Annotated in this window: 10 protein-coding genes; 8 read left to right on the top strand and 2 right to left on the bottom strand. The window is 71.1% G+C overall.

Annotated features, from left to right (window positions below; all coding sequences use genetic code 11):
• Window positions 1-250 precede the first annotated feature (250 nt).
• The 5 genes from AB0C82_RS00955 (at window position 251) to serA (ending at window position 8,696) form a co-directional block, all read left to right on the top strand.
• A complete protein-coding gene (locus AB0C82_RS00955) occupies window positions 251-3,079 on the top strand; it encodes an EAL domain-containing protein (protein WP_362834952.1) in 2,829 nt (942 codons plus the stop codon).
• Between the two features lie 206 nt (window positions 3,080-3,285).
• Window positions 3,286-5,142 carry an acetolactate synthase large subunit gene (locus AB0C82_RS00950; protein WP_362834950.1) on the top strand — a complete coding sequence of 619 codons (1,857 nt, stop codon included), beginning with the start codon at window positions 3,286-3,288 and terminating at the stop codon, window positions 5,140-5,142.
• Between the two features lie 22 nt (window positions 5,143-5,164).
• Window positions 5,165-5,692 carry an acetolactate synthase small subunit gene (gene ilvN, locus AB0C82_RS00945; RefSeq protein ID WP_362834948.1) on the top strand — a complete coding sequence of 176 codons (528 nt, stop codon included), beginning with the start codon at window positions 5,165-5,167 and terminating at the stop codon, window positions 5,690-5,692.
• 112 nt (window positions 5,693-5,804) lie between these two features.
• Entirely contained in the window at window positions 5,805-6,806 is a 1,002-nt protein-coding gene (gene ilvC, locus AB0C82_RS00940; RefSeq protein WP_362834946.1) for a ketol-acid reductoisomerase, read from the top strand.
• Between the two features lie 297 nt (window positions 6,807-7,103).
• A complete protein-coding gene (gene serA / locus AB0C82_RS00935; RefSeq protein WP_362834944.1) occupies window positions 7,104-8,696 on the top strand; it encodes a phosphoglycerate dehydrogenase in 1,593 nt (530 codons plus the stop codon).
• A gap of 241 nt (window positions 8,697-8,937) precedes the next feature.
• On the opposite strand, the gene AB0C82_RS00930 is transcribed toward serA, so the two are convergent.
• Window positions 8,938-9,333 (bottom strand): hypothetical protein, encoded by a 396-nt coding sequence (locus AB0C82_RS00930; RefSeq protein ID WP_362834942.1) that lies wholly within the window; start codon window positions 9,331-9,333, stop codon window positions 8,938-8,940.
• 202 nt (window positions 9,334-9,535) lie between these two features.
• On the opposite strand from AB0C82_RS00930, the gene AB0C82_RS00925 reads away from it, so the two are divergent.
• The 3 genes from AB0C82_RS00925 to AB0C82_RS00915 all read left to right on the top strand — a co-directional run bounded on the left by AB0C82_RS00925 (window position 9,536) and on the right by AB0C82_RS00915 (window position 13,398).
• Entirely contained in the window at window positions 9,536-12,016 is a 2,481-nt protein-coding gene (locus AB0C82_RS00925; protein WP_362834940.1) for a Tox-REase-5 domain-containing protein, read from the top strand.
• Between the two features lie 129 nt (window positions 12,017-12,145).
• Window positions 12,146-12,862 carry a hypothetical protein gene (locus tag AB0C82_RS00920; RefSeq protein ID WP_362834938.1) on the top strand — a complete coding sequence of 239 codons (717 nt, stop codon included), beginning with the start codon at window positions 12,146-12,148 and terminating at the stop codon, window positions 12,860-12,862.
• Complete coding sequence (locus AB0C82_RS00915; protein WP_362834936.1) at window positions 12,859-13,398, top strand: hypothetical protein; 540 nt, start codon at window positions 12,859-12,861, stop codon at window positions 13,396-13,398. The genes AB0C82_RS00920 and AB0C82_RS00915 overlap by 4 nt, the downstream gene beginning before the upstream one ends.
• Window positions 13,399-13,431: 33 nt before the next feature.
• On the opposite strand, the gene AB0C82_RS00910 is transcribed toward AB0C82_RS00915, so the two are convergent.
• Window positions 13,432-14,637 (bottom strand): helix-turn-helix domain-containing protein, encoded by a 1,206-nt coding sequence (locus tag AB0C82_RS00910; RefSeq protein WP_362834934.1) that lies wholly within the window; start codon window positions 14,635-14,637, stop codon window positions 13,432-13,434.
• Between the last annotated feature and the right edge of the window lie 135 nt (window positions 14,638-14,772).

The raw sequence follows: 14,772 nt of genomic DNA, 5'->3' as shown, positions 1-14,772 counted from the left end.
CCCTGAGTGACGGGTCTGGTGTATCGTCCAGACCGGGGGGCTGCGTCGTGGAAGGGGCGACGCGGGGGAGGAAGTAGAACGCGAGGGGGCGACGGGCGATGTGCGGCCAATGGAGAGACGATCCGACGCGGCAGGGCGGGCGATGGCAGTCATCGGTACTGACGCCGGACAGGACTCCGCCCCGCCCGCGTCCACGGCGAGCGGCGGGCCGGACTCCGGGGGTGCGGGACGCGACCCGGGGAGCTCTACGGTGAGCACCGTCGGGGCCCGGCTCTCCCGGCAGTCGGTCACGGCCGAGAGTTCGGGCCGGCGCGGCCGGATCGCCCTGGCCGCGGTCTGCGCCGGATACGCCCTCGGCGCCTCCGTCGGCTGGGGCTCCGAGCAAGTGGCCCTTTTCATGGGTGATTTCGGACTCAGCATCGCGGCCCTGGCCGCAGCGATCTCGTGCTTCCTCTACGCGCGGGCAGGCGCCAGTGAGTTCCGGCCCGCCTGGCTGCTGTTCTCGCTCTCCTCCCTCATGGCCGCCTGCGGCAACGCGGTCTGGGGGTGGTACGAGGTGGTGCTCGGCCTCCCGGTGCCCTCGCCGTCCCTCGCCGATCTCTTCTTCCTCTGCTTCGCACCGCCCGCCATCGTCGGGCTCCTGGTCCTCGCCAAGCGCCCCGTCACCCGGGCCGGCTGGGTCTGCCTGGCGCTGGACTCCTGGCTGATCGGTGGATCGCTGCTGACGCTCTCCTGGAGCCTGGCCCTGGCCCACACGGCCCATGTCGCCGACGTGGAGGGCGGGAGCGTGGCCGTGGCCGCTCTCTCCCTCGCCTATCCGCTGCTCGACATCGTGCTGGTCTCCATGGTGCTCGCCCTGCACTTCCGGCGGTCCAGCATCAACCGCTCCGCGGTGAACACGGCCGTCGCCGCGCTCGCCCTCACCGTCCTGTGCGACACGGTGTTCACCTCGCCGCTGCTCCGCTCGACGTACCACTCCGGGCAGTTGCTCGACGCGGGCTGGTTCACCGGTTCCCTCCTGCTCGCGTACGCCCCCTGGGGCGCCCGGCGCAGCGAACCCGAAACGGCGCGGCCCGGATCCACGGCGACGCGTACGACCAGCCGCCCCATCGCGGGCTCGCTGGCCGCGCTGACGCCCTACCTGGCCGCGGCGGTCTGCACCCTGGGCATCCTGTACACGGTGGTGGAGGGCCGCAGGGTCGACCGGGTGGTGATCTTCACCGGCTGCACGGTCGTGCTCGCCCTGGTCGTCCGGCAGGGCATCATGCTCCTCGACAACATCTCGCTCACCCAGGAGCTGGCGCAGAAGGAGAACCACTTCCGCTCGCTGGTGCAGGGGTCGAGCGACGTCATCATGATCGCCGCCCCCACCGGCATACTGCGCTACGTCAGTCCCGCGGCCGCCGGGGTGTACGGGCGCGAGGCGGACGATCTCGTCGGCTCGGAGCTGGCCTCGATCATCCACCCCGAGGACCTCGGCCGGGTCGTCCACGAGCTGCGGCGCTTCCTGGCCGCCCCGCCCCACGAGGAGCCCACCACCCGCATCGAGTGCCGCTTCAGGTCGGGCACCGGCGACTGGCTCAACGTCGAGTCGACCGTCAACCGGCACCAGGGCGGCCTGCTCCTGAACAGCCGGGACGTGACCGAGCGGGTCAGGCTCCAGGCCCAGTTGCAGCACAACGCCGAGCACGATCCGCTCACCGACCTGCCCAACCGCGCCCTGTTCACCGACCGGGTCCGCCGCGCACTCGCCGGCCGGCGCTCGGGCGACTCGGGCACCGCCGTCCTGTTCATCGACCTCGACGGCTTCAAGGCGGTCAACGACACCATCGGGCACCAGGCCGGTGACGAACTCCTCATCCAGGCGGCCCGCCGCCTCGCCGAGTCCGTACGGGCCGGGGACACCGCGGCCCGTCTCGGCGGCGACGAGTTCGCCGCGCTCATCGTCGGCGACGGCACCCGCGACCAGGGCGCCCGTGAGTACCAGGTGCACGAGATCGCCGACCGGCTGCGCCTCACGCTCTCCCAGCCGTACCGCATCGGGGCCAGCGAGGTCAGGGTGGCCGCCTCCATCGGCGTCGCGTTCGCGGAGCCCGCAATCACCCCCACCGACCTCATGCGCAACGCGGACCTCGCCATGTACCGCGCCAAGGCGGGCGGCAAGGACCGGGTCGAGCTGTACGCCCCGCAGATGCAGGCCGACGTCGTACGCCGCTCGGAGCTGGCCGCCCGGCTGCGTACCGCCCTGCGGGACGGCGAGTTCGCCCTGCTGCACCAGCCGGTCGTCCATCTGGCCAGCGGCACCGTCGCCGCCGTCGCGGCGCAGGCGCGCTGGCGCTCGGCGCAGGGCATTCTCTTCACCCCCGCCGAATTCCTCCGGGTCTCCGACGACAGCGACCGCACGGCGGAGCTCGGCCGCTGGCTCCTGGAGGCGGCCGTGGAGCAGGCTGCCGACCGGGCGAGGGCCGGCCATCCGGTCTCCGTCTCCGTACGGCTCTCCGCAGGCCGGCTGCTCGACCGGGCGCTGCCCTTCGGATCCATCGAGGCGCTCCTGACCCGGTACGGGCTGCCGTCCGGCGCCCTGATGATCGAGGTCGCGGACAGCGACCCCCGGATCTCCTTCGACGACCTGGAGCAGCGGCTGGTCGCGCTGCGCCGCCTGGGCGTGCGGATCGCACTGGACGGCTTCGGCAGCGGCTACGCGGCGATCAACGCCCTGCGCAGGCTCCCCATCGACGTGCTGAAGCTGGACCGGGGCCTCGTCGAAGGGGTGGTGGAGTCCGCCCGGCTGCACAAGATCACGAGCGGTCTGCTGCGGATCGCCTGCGACCTCGGGATGCAGTCCGTGGCCGACGGCGTCGACGTACCGGAACAGGTCCTCGCGCTCCGCGCGATGGGCTGTACGCACGGCCAGGGGATGGCCTTCTCCGGGCCGCTCGACGAGTACCGGCTACGGCGGGCCCTGGTGCGGGGAGAGTTCCCCGTACCAGGCAGTCCGGCAGCTCAGCCCGTCATGGCGGGCGGCTCGATCCCGCTGCTCAGCGGCTCACATTCTGAGACGCCCGTCCCACCTACTTGACACCGTACGCGTGCCGGAGAGAGGGTCAATGCCATGCGCACCCGAATTCTCGTACTTGGAAAGCGCGTCGGCTGAAGCAGGGTCCCTCGACGACACTCTGCAGACCGCACCGGCGCGCTCCCCTCGCTTGCCTCACGGCACGGGGGGTTTTTTGTTGCACCGGATCTTCCCAAAACCCCGCAAAAACCCTCAGCTTCGAGAAGAGAATGCCGATGACCGAGCAGGCCACCGGGGCCCACCACCCGCAGCCGCGGGCCCGTCACAACGGACCGTCCTCCGCCTCCGTTGAGCACCTCACGGGCGCGCAGTCCCTCATCCGTTCTCTCGAGGAAGTCGGCGCCGACACCGTATTCGGCCTCCCAGGCGGTTGTATCCTCCCGGCGTACGACCCGCTGATGGACTCCACCCGGGTCCGCCACATCCTGGTCCGTCACGAGCAGGGGGCCGGCCACGCCGCCACCGGTTACGCACAGGCGACCGGCAAGGTCGGTGTCTGCATGGTCACCTCGGGACCAGGGGCGACCAACCTCGTCACGCCGATCGCCGACGCGCACATGGACTCGGTGCCGCTGGTCGCGATCACCGGCCAGGTCGCCTCCAAGGCGATCGGCACGGACGCCTTCCAGGAAGCCGACATCTGCGGCATCACGATGCCGATCACGAAGCACAACTTCCTGGTCACCAAGGCCGAGGACATCCCGCACACCATCGCCGAGGCGTTCCACATCGCGTCCACCGGCCGCCCCGGCCCGGTCCTCGTCGACATCGCCAAGGACGCACTCCAGGCGCGGACCACCTTCAGCTGGCCGCCCACCCAGGACCTGCCCGGCTACCGGCCCGTCACCAAGCCGCACGCCAAGCAGATCCGCGAGGCCGCCAAACTCATCACGCAGGCGAAGCGCCCCGTGCTGTACGTCGGCGGCGGCGTCATCAAGGCGGGGGCCAGCGGCGAGCTGAAGGTCCTCGCCGAGCTCACCGGAGCGCCCGTCACCACCACACTGATGGCGCTCGGCGCATTCCCCGACAGCCACCCGCTGCACGTGGGGATGCCGGGTATGCACGGTGCGGTCACCGCCGTCACCGCGCTGCAGAAGGCCGACCTGATCGTCGCCCTCGGAGCCCGCTTCGACGACCGTGTCACCGGCAAGCTGGACAGCTTTGCGCCGTTCGCGAAGATCGTCCACGCCGACATCGACCCGGCCGAGATCGGCAAGAACCGCGCAGCCGACGTCCCGATCGTCGGGGACGCCCGCGAGGTCCTGGCCGACCTCGTCCAGGCCGTCCAGGCCGAGCACACCGAGGGCAACACGGGCGACTACGAGGCCTGGTGGAAGGACCTCAACCGCTGGCGCGACACGTACCCGCTCGGATACGACCTGCCGGAGGACGGCAGTCTCTCCCCGCAGCAGGTCATCCAGCGGGTCGGCCAGCTCGCCCCCGAGGGCACGATCTTCGCGGCGGGCGTCGGCCAGCACCAGATGTGGGCCGCCCACTTCATCGACTACGAGAAGCCCGCCACCTGGCTGAACAGCGGCGGCGCCGGAACCATGGGATACGCGGTCCCGGCGGCGATGGGCGCCAAGGCGGGCAGGCCGGAGCGCACGGTCTGGGCGATCGACGGCGACGGCTGCTTCCAGATGACCAACCAGGAACTCACCACCTGCGCGCTCAACAACATCCCGATCAAGGTCGCGATCATCAACAACGGCGCGCTCGGGATGGTCCGCCAGTGGCAGACCCTCTTCTACAACCAGCGGTACTCCAACACCGTGCTGCACTCCGGCGCCGACACCGACGGCGCTCCGGCGAAGGGCACCCGGGTGCCGGACTTCGTCAAGCTGTCCGAGGCCATGGGCTGCTACGCGATCCGCTGCGAGGACCCCGCCGACCTGGACAAGGTCATCGAAGAGGCCAACTCCATCAACGACCGCCCCGTCGTGATCGACTTCATCGTCCACGAGGACGCCATGGTGTACCCGATGGTCGCCGCCGGCACCTCCAACGACGAGGTCATGGCCGCCCGCGGTGTCCGCCCCGACTTCGGCGACAACGAAGACGACTGAGAGACAGAGAGAGACCGACTTCATGTCCACCAAGCACACACTCTCCGTCCTGGTCGAGAACAAGCCGGGTGTCCTCGCCCGGATCACGGCTCTGTTCTCCCGGCGCGGCTTCAATATCGACTCACTCGCGGTCGGTACCACCGAGCACCCCGACATCTCCCGCATCACCATCGTGGTGAGTGTCGAGGACCTGCCCCTGGAGCAGGTGACCAAGCAGCTGAACAAGCTGGTCAACGTCCTGAAGATCGTCGAACTCGAGCCCAGCGCTGCGATCCAGCGCGAGCTCGTCCTGGTGAAGGTCCGCGCCGACAACGAGACCCGCTCCCAGATCGTCGAGATCGTCTCGCTGTTCCGCGCCAAGACCGTGGACGTCTCCCCCGAGGCCGTCACGATCGAGGCGACAGGAGGAGCCGACAAGCTGGAGGCCATGCTCAAGATGCTGGAGCAGTTCGGCATCAAGGAGCTCGTCCAGTCCGGCACCATCGCCATAGGGCGGGGCTCACGGTCGATCACCGACCGCTCCCTGCGCGCGCTCGACCGCTCGGCGTAGGAACCGGCGGTCCGCCGCCGCCCCGCCGCTCGCATGGCGAGACCCGACAACGTAATCGACGCACCCCGCCGTACGGTGGGACGCAACACCTGCACACCAAGGAGAAGACCCAGTGGCCGAGCTGTTCTACGACGACGATGCCGACCTGTCCATCATCCAGGGCCGCAAGGTCGCGGTTCTCGGTTACGGCAGCCAGGGCCACGCCCACGCGCTGTCGCTGCGTGACTCCGGCGTCGACGTCCGCGTCGGTCTGCACGAGGGCTCGAAGTCCAAGGCCAAGGCCGAGGAGCAGGGCCTGCGCGTGGTGACGCCTTCCGAGGCCGCCGCCGAGGCCGACGTCATCATGATCCTCGTCCCGGACCCGATCCAGGCGCAGGTCTACGAGGAGTCCGTCAAGGACAACCTCAAGGACGGCGACGCGCTCTTCTTCGGCCACGGACTGAACATCCGCTTCGGCTTCATCAAGCCGCCGGCCAACGTCGACGTCTGCATGGTCGCCCCCAAGGGCCCGGGTCACCTGGTGCGCCGCCAGTACGAGGAGGGCCGCGGCGTCCCGTGCATCGTGGCCGTCGAGCAGGACGCCACCGGCAAGGGCCTGGCCCTCGCCCTCTCGTACGCGAAGGGCATCGGCGGCACCCGCGCCGGCGTCATCAAGACGACCTTCACCGAGGAGACCGAGACCGACCTGTTCGGTGAGCAGGCCGTCCTCTGCGGTGGCACCGCCGCCCTGGTCAAGGCCGGTTTCGAGACCCTGACCGAGGCCGGCTACCAGCCGGAGATCGCCTACTTCGAGTGCCTCCACGAGCTGAAGCTCATCGTGGACCTCATGTACGAGGGCGGCCTGGAGAAGATGCGCTGGTCCATCTCGGAGACCGCCGAGTGGGGCGACTACGTCACCGGCCCGCGGATCATCACGGACGCCACCAAGGCCGAGATGAAGAAGGTCCTCACCGAGATCCAGGACGGCACCTTCGCCAACGCCTGGATGGCCGAGTACCACAACGGTCTGCCCAAGTACAACGAGTACAAGAAGGCCGACAGCGACCACCTGCTGGAGACCACGGGCCGTGAGCTGCGCAAGCTCATGAGCTGGGTGAACGACGAGGACGCGTAAGTCCTCCGCCGAGGGGGCGGGCCCATGGCCCGCCCCCTCGGCACACCGCCCGCCCCGGCTCCCGTGTCACTGCGGACAGCGGAGGTGGAAGCGGCTGCATCGAATGTGTGTACAAGTCGTCCACCCTCGTGTGGGTGATCCTTCCATCGGGGCGCATTAGGTGCGCCGTCGCATGACTACACTTCTCAACACATACACGCGTCAGGGCCCACAGTGTCGTGCGTCTCCACGCGGCTAGCCCCTCCACCGCCTGCGGCCGTCGGGACGGCCGTCCGCACTGGACATGTGAGGACTCTCGTGAGCTCGAAACCTGTCGTACTCATCGCTGAAGAGCTGTCGCCCGCAACGGTCGACGCTCTGGGTCCGGATTTCGAGATCCGGCACTGCAACGGCGCGGACCGCGCCGTACTCCTCCCCGCGATCGCCGATGTCGACGCCATCCTGGTGCGCTCCGCGACCAAGGTCGACGCCGAAGCCATCGCCGCGGCCAAGAAGCTGCGGGTCGTCGCCCGCGCCGGTGTCGGTCTGGACAACGTCGACGTCTCCGCGGCCACCAAGGCCGGCGTGATGGTCGTCAACGCACCGACCTCCAACATCGTCACCGCCGCCGAACTCGCGTGCGGTCTGCTCGTCGCCACGGCGCGTAACATCCCGCAGGCCAACACCGCCCTGAAGAACGGCGAGTGGAAGCGCTCCAAGTACACGGGCGTCGAGCTCAGCGAGAAGGTCCTCGGCGTCGTCGGCCTCGGCCGCATCGGTGTCCTCGTCGCGCAGCGCATGTCGGCCTTCGGCATGAAGATCGTCGCGTACGACCCCTATGTGCAGCCGGCACGCGCCGCGCAGATGGGCGTCAAGCTCCTCACCCTCGACGAGCTCCTCGAGGTCGCCGACTTCATCACGGTGCACCTCCCCAAGACGCCGGAGACGCTCGGTCTCATCGGTGACGAGGCGCTGCACAAGGTGAAGCCCTCCGTGCGCATCGTCAACGCCGCCCGCGGCGGCATCGTCGACGAGGAGGCGCTCGCCTCCGCCCTCAAGGAGGGCCGTGTCGCCGGCGCAGGTCTGGACGTGTACACGAAGGAGCCCTGCACGGACTCCCCGCTGTTCCAGTTCGACCAGGTGGTCTGCACCCCGCACCTCGGTGCCTCCACCGACGAGGCCCAGGAGAAGGCGGGCATCGCGGTCGCCAAGTCCGTACGCCTGGCACTCGCCGGCGAGCTCGTACCGGACGCGGTCAACGTCCAGGGCGGTGTCATCGCCGAGGACGTCCGTCCCGGACTGCCGCTCGCCGAGAAGCTCGGCCGGATCTTCACCGCTCTCGCGGGCGAGGTCGCGGCCCGCCTCGACGTCGAGGTGTACGGCGAGATCACGCAGCACGACGTGAAGGTGCTCGAACTCTCCGCGCTCAAGGGCGTGTTCGAGGACGTCGTCGACGAGACCGTGAGCTACGTCAACGCCCCGCTCTTCGCTCAGGAGCGTGGTGTCGAGGTGCGCCTCACCACCAGCTCCGAGTCGCCGGACCACCGCAACGTGGTGACCGTCCGCGGCACGCTGTCGAGCGGCGAGGAGGTCGCGGTCTCCGGCACGCTGGCCGGACCCAAGCACCTCCAGAAGATCGTGGCCATCGGCGACTACGACGTCGACCTGGCGCTCGCCGACCACATGGTCGTGCTCCGTTACCAGGACCGTCCGGGTGTCGTCGGCGCGGTCGGCCGCATCCTCGGTGAGGCCGGACTCAACATCGCGGGTATGCAGGTCTCGCGGGCGGACGTGGGCGGCGAGGCGCTGGTCGTCCTCACCGTCGACGACACCGTTCCGCAGTCGGTGCTGACCGACATCGCCGAGGAGATCGGTGCCGCCTCGGCCCGTTCGGTGAACCTCACCGACTGATCCTCCGCAGCTCGGGCCACGTACCCGGCATGTAGACACTCGTCCGGCACGGGCGTCTACATGCCGGGTACGTGGCGTTTACGGGAGAGCGCGAGGGATCTGCCCGGGGCGGCGTGACGGTCCGGTGGATGACCGGCAGCGGGTCCGCCCCTTCCGCGCGGGACCTGACGGGCGGTCTGAAAGCCGTACGCGCGGGCCGGATCGCCCAGGCCCGTCACGGCCCGGGGCGCTGTCCGTCGTGTCAGGCGCCTGTCCGCTTCCCCCGCCCGGCGTCGCGGAACGCTTCCAGTAGTTCCCTGCCAGGAGGGCTGTCCGGGTCGAAGCCGCTGATCGCCTTCCGGCCGGCGGGAACGATGGGTCCCCACACGCGGGCGCCGTGGCAGCGGAAGCAGAAGGCGATCTGTAAGAGGTGGTCGCTCCCGCTGTGCATCCGGATGCCCCAGCCCGGGACGAAACAGCGATGCAGTTCGCTGCCCGGCAGTGACCTGATCAGTCCCACGATCCGCTCGACCTGAGGCGCCGCCCAGAGGGCGACCTCCTCGCCGGTCAGGTCGTGCGAGCCGAGGTGCCTCGTCGGGTCGGTGATGCGCACGACCTCGATCAGTTCGGCCTTCTCGTGGCCCGGCGGAAGCAGCATGTGCCCAGCCTCGCCGACCGAGGTCCCGCGCGCCAGCGATATGTGCGCCTGAGGTGGTCGCCGCTCCCAGGTCCCCGCTCTGCCGTGGCCCGGCGGTTGTGGGCCCCTGGTTGGGCCCTGGGGCCCACGACTCCGTGCCGTGTCCGGGCCTAGCGTGAGGGTTCCTCATTTCGCTTACCTGCTGCACTGGTTGGGGTCAGGCATGTCTGCCATCGGTGGCATACCCGGCGGGGCCCTCCCCGCGCCGGGGTCGGGGCTGCGCGAGATGCCGCGTGCGCTGGGCGCGGCCCGCCTGCTGGTCCACGTCCTCCTCGCTGCGACGGCTCTGGGCGGGTTCGGCCTGCTCGGGTCCGCGCTGGCCGCCGACGCGATGGGTGCCCGGCTCCTCGGGATCCTCGTGTACGCGGCGCTGCCGGGGGTGGCCGGCTGGCTGCTCGCGCGGCGGGCCTGGAGCGGTGGCCGGCGTGTCTGGTGGGGTCTGCTCGCCGTTCAGGTGTGGCTGCTGCTCGGCGGCATCGGCAACATCGCCGACGGGTCGGTGCACGGCTTCACGCAGCTGTTCCTGCCGGTACTGATCCTGGTCTTCCTCAGCCGGCCGCAGAGCCGGGAGTGGTTCCGGCTGCCGGTGCGCGAGCGTGAGGACAAACCGGAGTTCTCCCTCCCGCACATGATCACCTGGCGGCGCGACCGCGGGCAGTCGGCGGTGGAGTACGTCGGGCTGGTCATGCTGGTCGCCGCCATCGTGGTGGCCCTGCTGGTCACGGGCGTCGGCGGTTCCATGGCGGACGGCTTCCGGTCGGCGATCTGCTCGGTCACGGGCACGGCGTGCCCGGCGGGCGGCGACGGCGGCAACACGGTGGAGGCGGGCCAGGGCCAGGACGGCGGCGTCACGGGGGGCGCCGACGAGGGCTCGACGGTGACGGGCGGGACCGGTTCGGGATCCGGCTCCGGCTCCGGATCGGGTTCCGGATCGGGTTCCGGTTCCGGCGCGGGGGGCGCCGACGGCGGGGCCACGGGGGCCGGGGGCGCTGACGGGGCGTCCGGCGGCACCGGGGCCACGGGCGGTGCCGGTGCGGGAGGTTCGACCGGTGCGGGAGGTGCCACCGGCACAGGTGGCGCCGACGGTGGCCCCGGCGGCGATACGACGGGCGGGCCCGGCGGCGGCGATACGACGGGCGGGCCCGGCGGGGCCGAGGGCGACGACACCTACCCCGAGACCAGCGACGAGCCCGAGGCGACGTACGACGACATCCCGGCGGCGGACGAGGGTGACGGGGGCGACGACGGCGAGGAAAAGGCGGAGGAGGAGGACTGCGGCGGCTGGGGCTTCTTCGGCTGCGCCTGGGACCGCACCACGCAGGTCGTCAAGGGTGTGTTCGTTGACGGCATCTGGGGCGACATCACCGGCATCATCGACCTGTTCAAGCCCGAGACCTGGTCAGGCATCGCCGACTACGGCCGGCAGCTGGGTGACCAGTGGGTGGAGGACTCCAAGGACGCCGCGGACAAGTGGGGCGACGGCGACTACCTCGGAGCGCTCGGTGACTGGGGCGGGGCGTCGCTCAACACCGTGATCAAGGTCGGCGACGACATCTTCGTCGGCGACGAGGTACGGGACCGCTGGAACAACGGGGAGAAGACCCGGGCCGTCACCGACGTGATCTGGAACGTCGGCTCGATGTTCATCCCCGGCTACGACGTCGCGAAGGTCATCGGCAAGGTCGGCGCACTCGGCAAGATCGGCAGGGTCGCGGACGAGGTGGCCGAGGCCGCCGCCGACGCGGGCGACGCCGCCCGCCGGGCCCGCAAGGCCGCCGAGGCAGGCGACATCGACGGGGTCCGGGAGGCCGCCGAGCAGGCCGACGAGGCGGCGGACGCGGCCGAGGACGCGGCGCGGAGGACCGGCTGCACCATCGCCTTCGGCCCCGGGGTGCACTACGGCGGCACCGGCGGAGTCGCCGGCTCCGGCACCGGCGTACTCGCGTCGGGACCGCCCGACCGGGTGATCCTCGCCGAGAGCGGCTGCGACGAGGCGGCCAAGGCCAAGGCGAAGGAGGCCCGCGACCAGGAGCGGGCGGCCCACCTCGAACAGAAGCGGGCCGAGGAGCCCGAGCGTGCGCGCCAGGCCGAACTCGACAAGAAGAAGTACCCGGACCCCGATCCCAACGACACGTCGGATCCCCGCAACTACAACCCGCCGGACTGGGCCGACGACCTCGACACGCCCACCCTGGGCGACGCCGACCTCGGTGACGGCTACTGGGCCGGCCGCGACCGCAACCCGCCGCCCAACTGGAAGAACGAGTCCTGGCTCCGCTACCAGGAGCAGATCACCGGCACCAACCGGGGCAGCGAGTACGTCGTGCCGCATCCCGACGAAGGTGTGCCCGCCGTGGAGTACGACGGCTGGGACTCCGGCCGGCAGACGTTCCTCGAAGCGAAGAACGGTTACGACAGCTATCTGTCCAAGAACGATCCCGGCACGCTCACCGAGTCGGGCCGCAAGAAGTTCGTCGACGAGGCACAGCGCCAGGTCGACGCCTCGGGCGGCCGGGCCATCGAGTGGCACTTCTCCAACCCGGAGGTGGCCAAGGCCGCGCGCAAGGCCTTCCGGGACGCGGGGCTGCCGATCACGGTCATACCCACCCCGCAGAACAAGATCGCGGGCCCGAAGAAGTCCTGAAGGCGCTCCCCGGCACGAGGTTTCGCGGATGCGTCGGGAATCGGATCGAGCGTGACGGGTAACGGCACACCCTAGGGTGACAGCGGCTGGACCTGAGGAAGAGAGCGGCACGAGGTACGGAGGCAGGACATGCGGCGTGTGGTGCGGGGATTCTGGGGTCCCAGGCAGGAGTCGGCGGAGGCGCTGGCCCGACGCTGGAAGCAGACGCTCGACCGGCTGGGCGGGCTGCTGCCCGAGGCCTGCGCCGGCACGGGAGGCGACGGACCCTGGCGGAACGTGCCCGGCTCCGGGCCCGCCACCGCCCTGCGGCCGGACGAGGACTCCCTCCTCGCCGCAGTCCGCGCGGCGCAGGCCGCGGACGGCTGGTCGGACCGCACGGGCACCAGTACGCAGTTCGTGGCGGCGGGTGCGCCCGGGTGGAAGGTGGAGGTCAGCGGTCGGGGCGGCGGCACGTCGGAGTACCTGCTCCAGGCGGTCGTCATCGGCATCCGGTCGCCGGAAGGCGCGAAGGTGCCCGACGTCGCACTGCTGACGGCCGTCGCCGAGGTGTGGGAGGCGGACTTCGGAGGCGTGAGCGACGACGACGTGCTCGACGCCCTGGAGGACGACGGGGGGTTCACCCCCGACGAGCCGTCCGTCGGCTGGGCCGGCTACCTCTCCTCGGCCCGCGCCGCCCTGCTGCCCGACGACCTCACGGCCGCCCGCAAGCAGGTGGGCTCCCAGGGCGTGCTCCTGGAGATCGCCGGGCCCGGCGACGCCGAGACGGTGCTCCGGGCCAACCTGCGGCTGCGCGAGGCGGGGGCGCTCCAGGCGCTGCCGCGCCCGATGGACCGGGCCGCGCTGTGACCGCCAGGGCGGGGGAGGAGTTCGACGTCGGACGCGCGGTCGCCGACATCGACGCGCTGCTGGCCGGGCAGGTCCCGGCGGCCGGGCCGACGGTGGCCGTGGGTGATCCGGCCACGGGGGAGTGGACCACGACCCGCGGTGAGGGCTTCCGGGTCCTGCCGCTGTGGGAGGGCGAAGCGCTGACCGGGCTGTACGAGCCCGAATGGAACGAGGCCGTGGGCGCAGCCGAAGCCCATCTCGCGCTGCTGGTGCGGGAGTTGGACGGCCGTTGGGGCGGCCACCGCAGGGTGGCCATGCATGTGCCGCTGTTCCGTAAGCAGCGGGGAGCACCGTTGCCGCCACTGTTCGACGCGCTGCTGGCACAGGACTGCTACGGCGACCTGACGGTCTGGGGGCCGGTGACCGTCGAGGGACCCGAGGCCGTGCGGCGGTGGGTGGCGGTGGGCGCCGGACACAGCGACGGGGACGCGCCCGTGGTCATGACGGCCACGGTCAGCGACCGGCCGATCGTCGAACTGCCGGCGGAAGACGCCTAGCCGGCAGACAGCCGGGCGCCGGCCCGGGGCCCGCTAGAGCCGTGCCGCCTTCAGGGCCATGTGCAGCAGCAGCCGGTCCTCGCCGTCGTTCAGATCGAGCCCCGTGAGCTGGTGCACGCGGGAGAGCCGGTAGTAGAGCGTCTGACGGTGGATGCCCAGCTCGGCCGCCGTCCGGCCGGCCTGGCCCGCGCAGTCGAGGAACACCTCGGCGGTGCGGGCCAGTTCGCCGTGCGGCGGGGTGAGCAGGGTGCGCACCGCAGGGTCCGGGACGGAGTCCGCGGGCCGGGGGAGCGAGGTGAGCAGCCGGTACGGGCCGATGGCCCGCCAGTCGGCGGTCATACCGAAGCGGGTCTCGGCCGTGGCCGCGCGGGAGGCGGACACCGCCTCGTGCCAGGAGACGGCGAGCTCGGCCAGGCCGCGGCGCGGCACCGCGATTCCGGCGGTGGCCGCCGCACCCGCCGCGGAGCGCAGCCGCTCCGCGGCAGCCGTCGCGGGGTCCAGGACGTCGGACGAGCGCAGCCTGACCAGCGCGGCCAGCGACACGGTGCCCGCCACCGTGCCCGACGCGGAATCCGGCTCCGGCGAAGGCGCGCCCCCCGAGGGGGCACCCCCCGCCGGGTTCGCGACCGTGGACAGGGCTGCCGCCGACGGCACCGTACGTACGGATGGGGACTCATCGGCCCAGGGGCTCACGCACACCACCGTGTGCAGCCCGTCCGCGTCCGGGCCGAGCGCCTCACGCAGCGCGGCCACCGCCATGTCGCGCTGCCAGCCGCGTCCCGCGGTGAGGACCGCGCCGAACTCGCGGGACAGGTCCGTGCCCGCGCGCGCCTCGTCGGAGAGCAGTGCCCCGATCCGGGACGCCGCGTCCATCGCCGCTGTCAGCTGTTCGTCGGTCGGGCCCGGGTCCGCGTCGAGCAGCCACACGTAACCGAGCACGACACCCCGATGGCGTACCGGGAGGCAGATCCGGCCGCGGAAGACACCGGCTTCCGGGGCGGCCGGAATGCGGACGGGGCCGGTGGCGCGGGCGATGCCGAAGCCCTCGAACCAGGCGCGGACGGCCGGGGTGGAGCGCCGGGTCAGGATCGACCGGGTGCGGACCGGGTCCATCTCCGTGTCGTCGTCGCTGTTGTGGGCCCCGAAGGCGACCAGACCGAAGTCCCGGTTCTCCAGGGTCGCCGGAGCGCCGAGCAGTGCGGAGATCTCGTCGACCAGCTCCTGGTAATCGCCCTTCACTCCCTCATTCTCGCACTCCCTCAGACATATGTCTGAGGTCGCGGCCTCAGATGCGTGACAGGTGTCGATGGCACAGGATCGGAGAGATCCTTAGATTTCACGGTGGTTCTCCGTGCTGTACCGGTCCGTGTCACT

Source organism: Streptomyces sp. NPDC048560, assembly GCF_040650955.1.
GTDB lineage: Bacteria > Actinomycetota > Actinomycetes > Streptomycetales > Streptomycetaceae > Streptomyces.
Note: the sequence above shows the minus strand (reverse complement) of the source record. Positions and strands in the feature narration are given on the sequence as shown.

Excerpts from the sequence above, each read along its gene's own strand:
- AB0C82_RS00950 (WP_362834950.1), top strand. The coding sequence starts at position 3,286 with ATGCCGATGACCGAGCAGGCCACCGGGGCCCACCACCCGCAGCCGCGG.
- ilvN (WP_362834948.1), top strand. The coding sequence starts at position 5,165 with ATGTCCACCAAGCACACACTCTCCGTCCTGGTCGAGAACAAGCCGGGT.
- AB0C82_RS00930 (WP_362834942.1), bottom strand. The coding sequence starts at position 9,333 with ATGCTGCTTCCGCCGGGCCACGAGAAGGCCGAACTGATCGAGGTCGTG.
- AB0C82_RS00925 (WP_362834940.1), top strand. The coding sequence starts at position 9,536 with ATGTCTGCCATCGGTGGCATACCCGGCGGGGCCCTCCCCGCGCCGGGG.
- AB0C82_RS00920 (WP_362834938.1), top strand. The coding sequence starts at position 12,146 with ATGCGGCGTGTGGTGCGGGGATTCTGGGGTCCCAGGCAGGAGTCGGCG.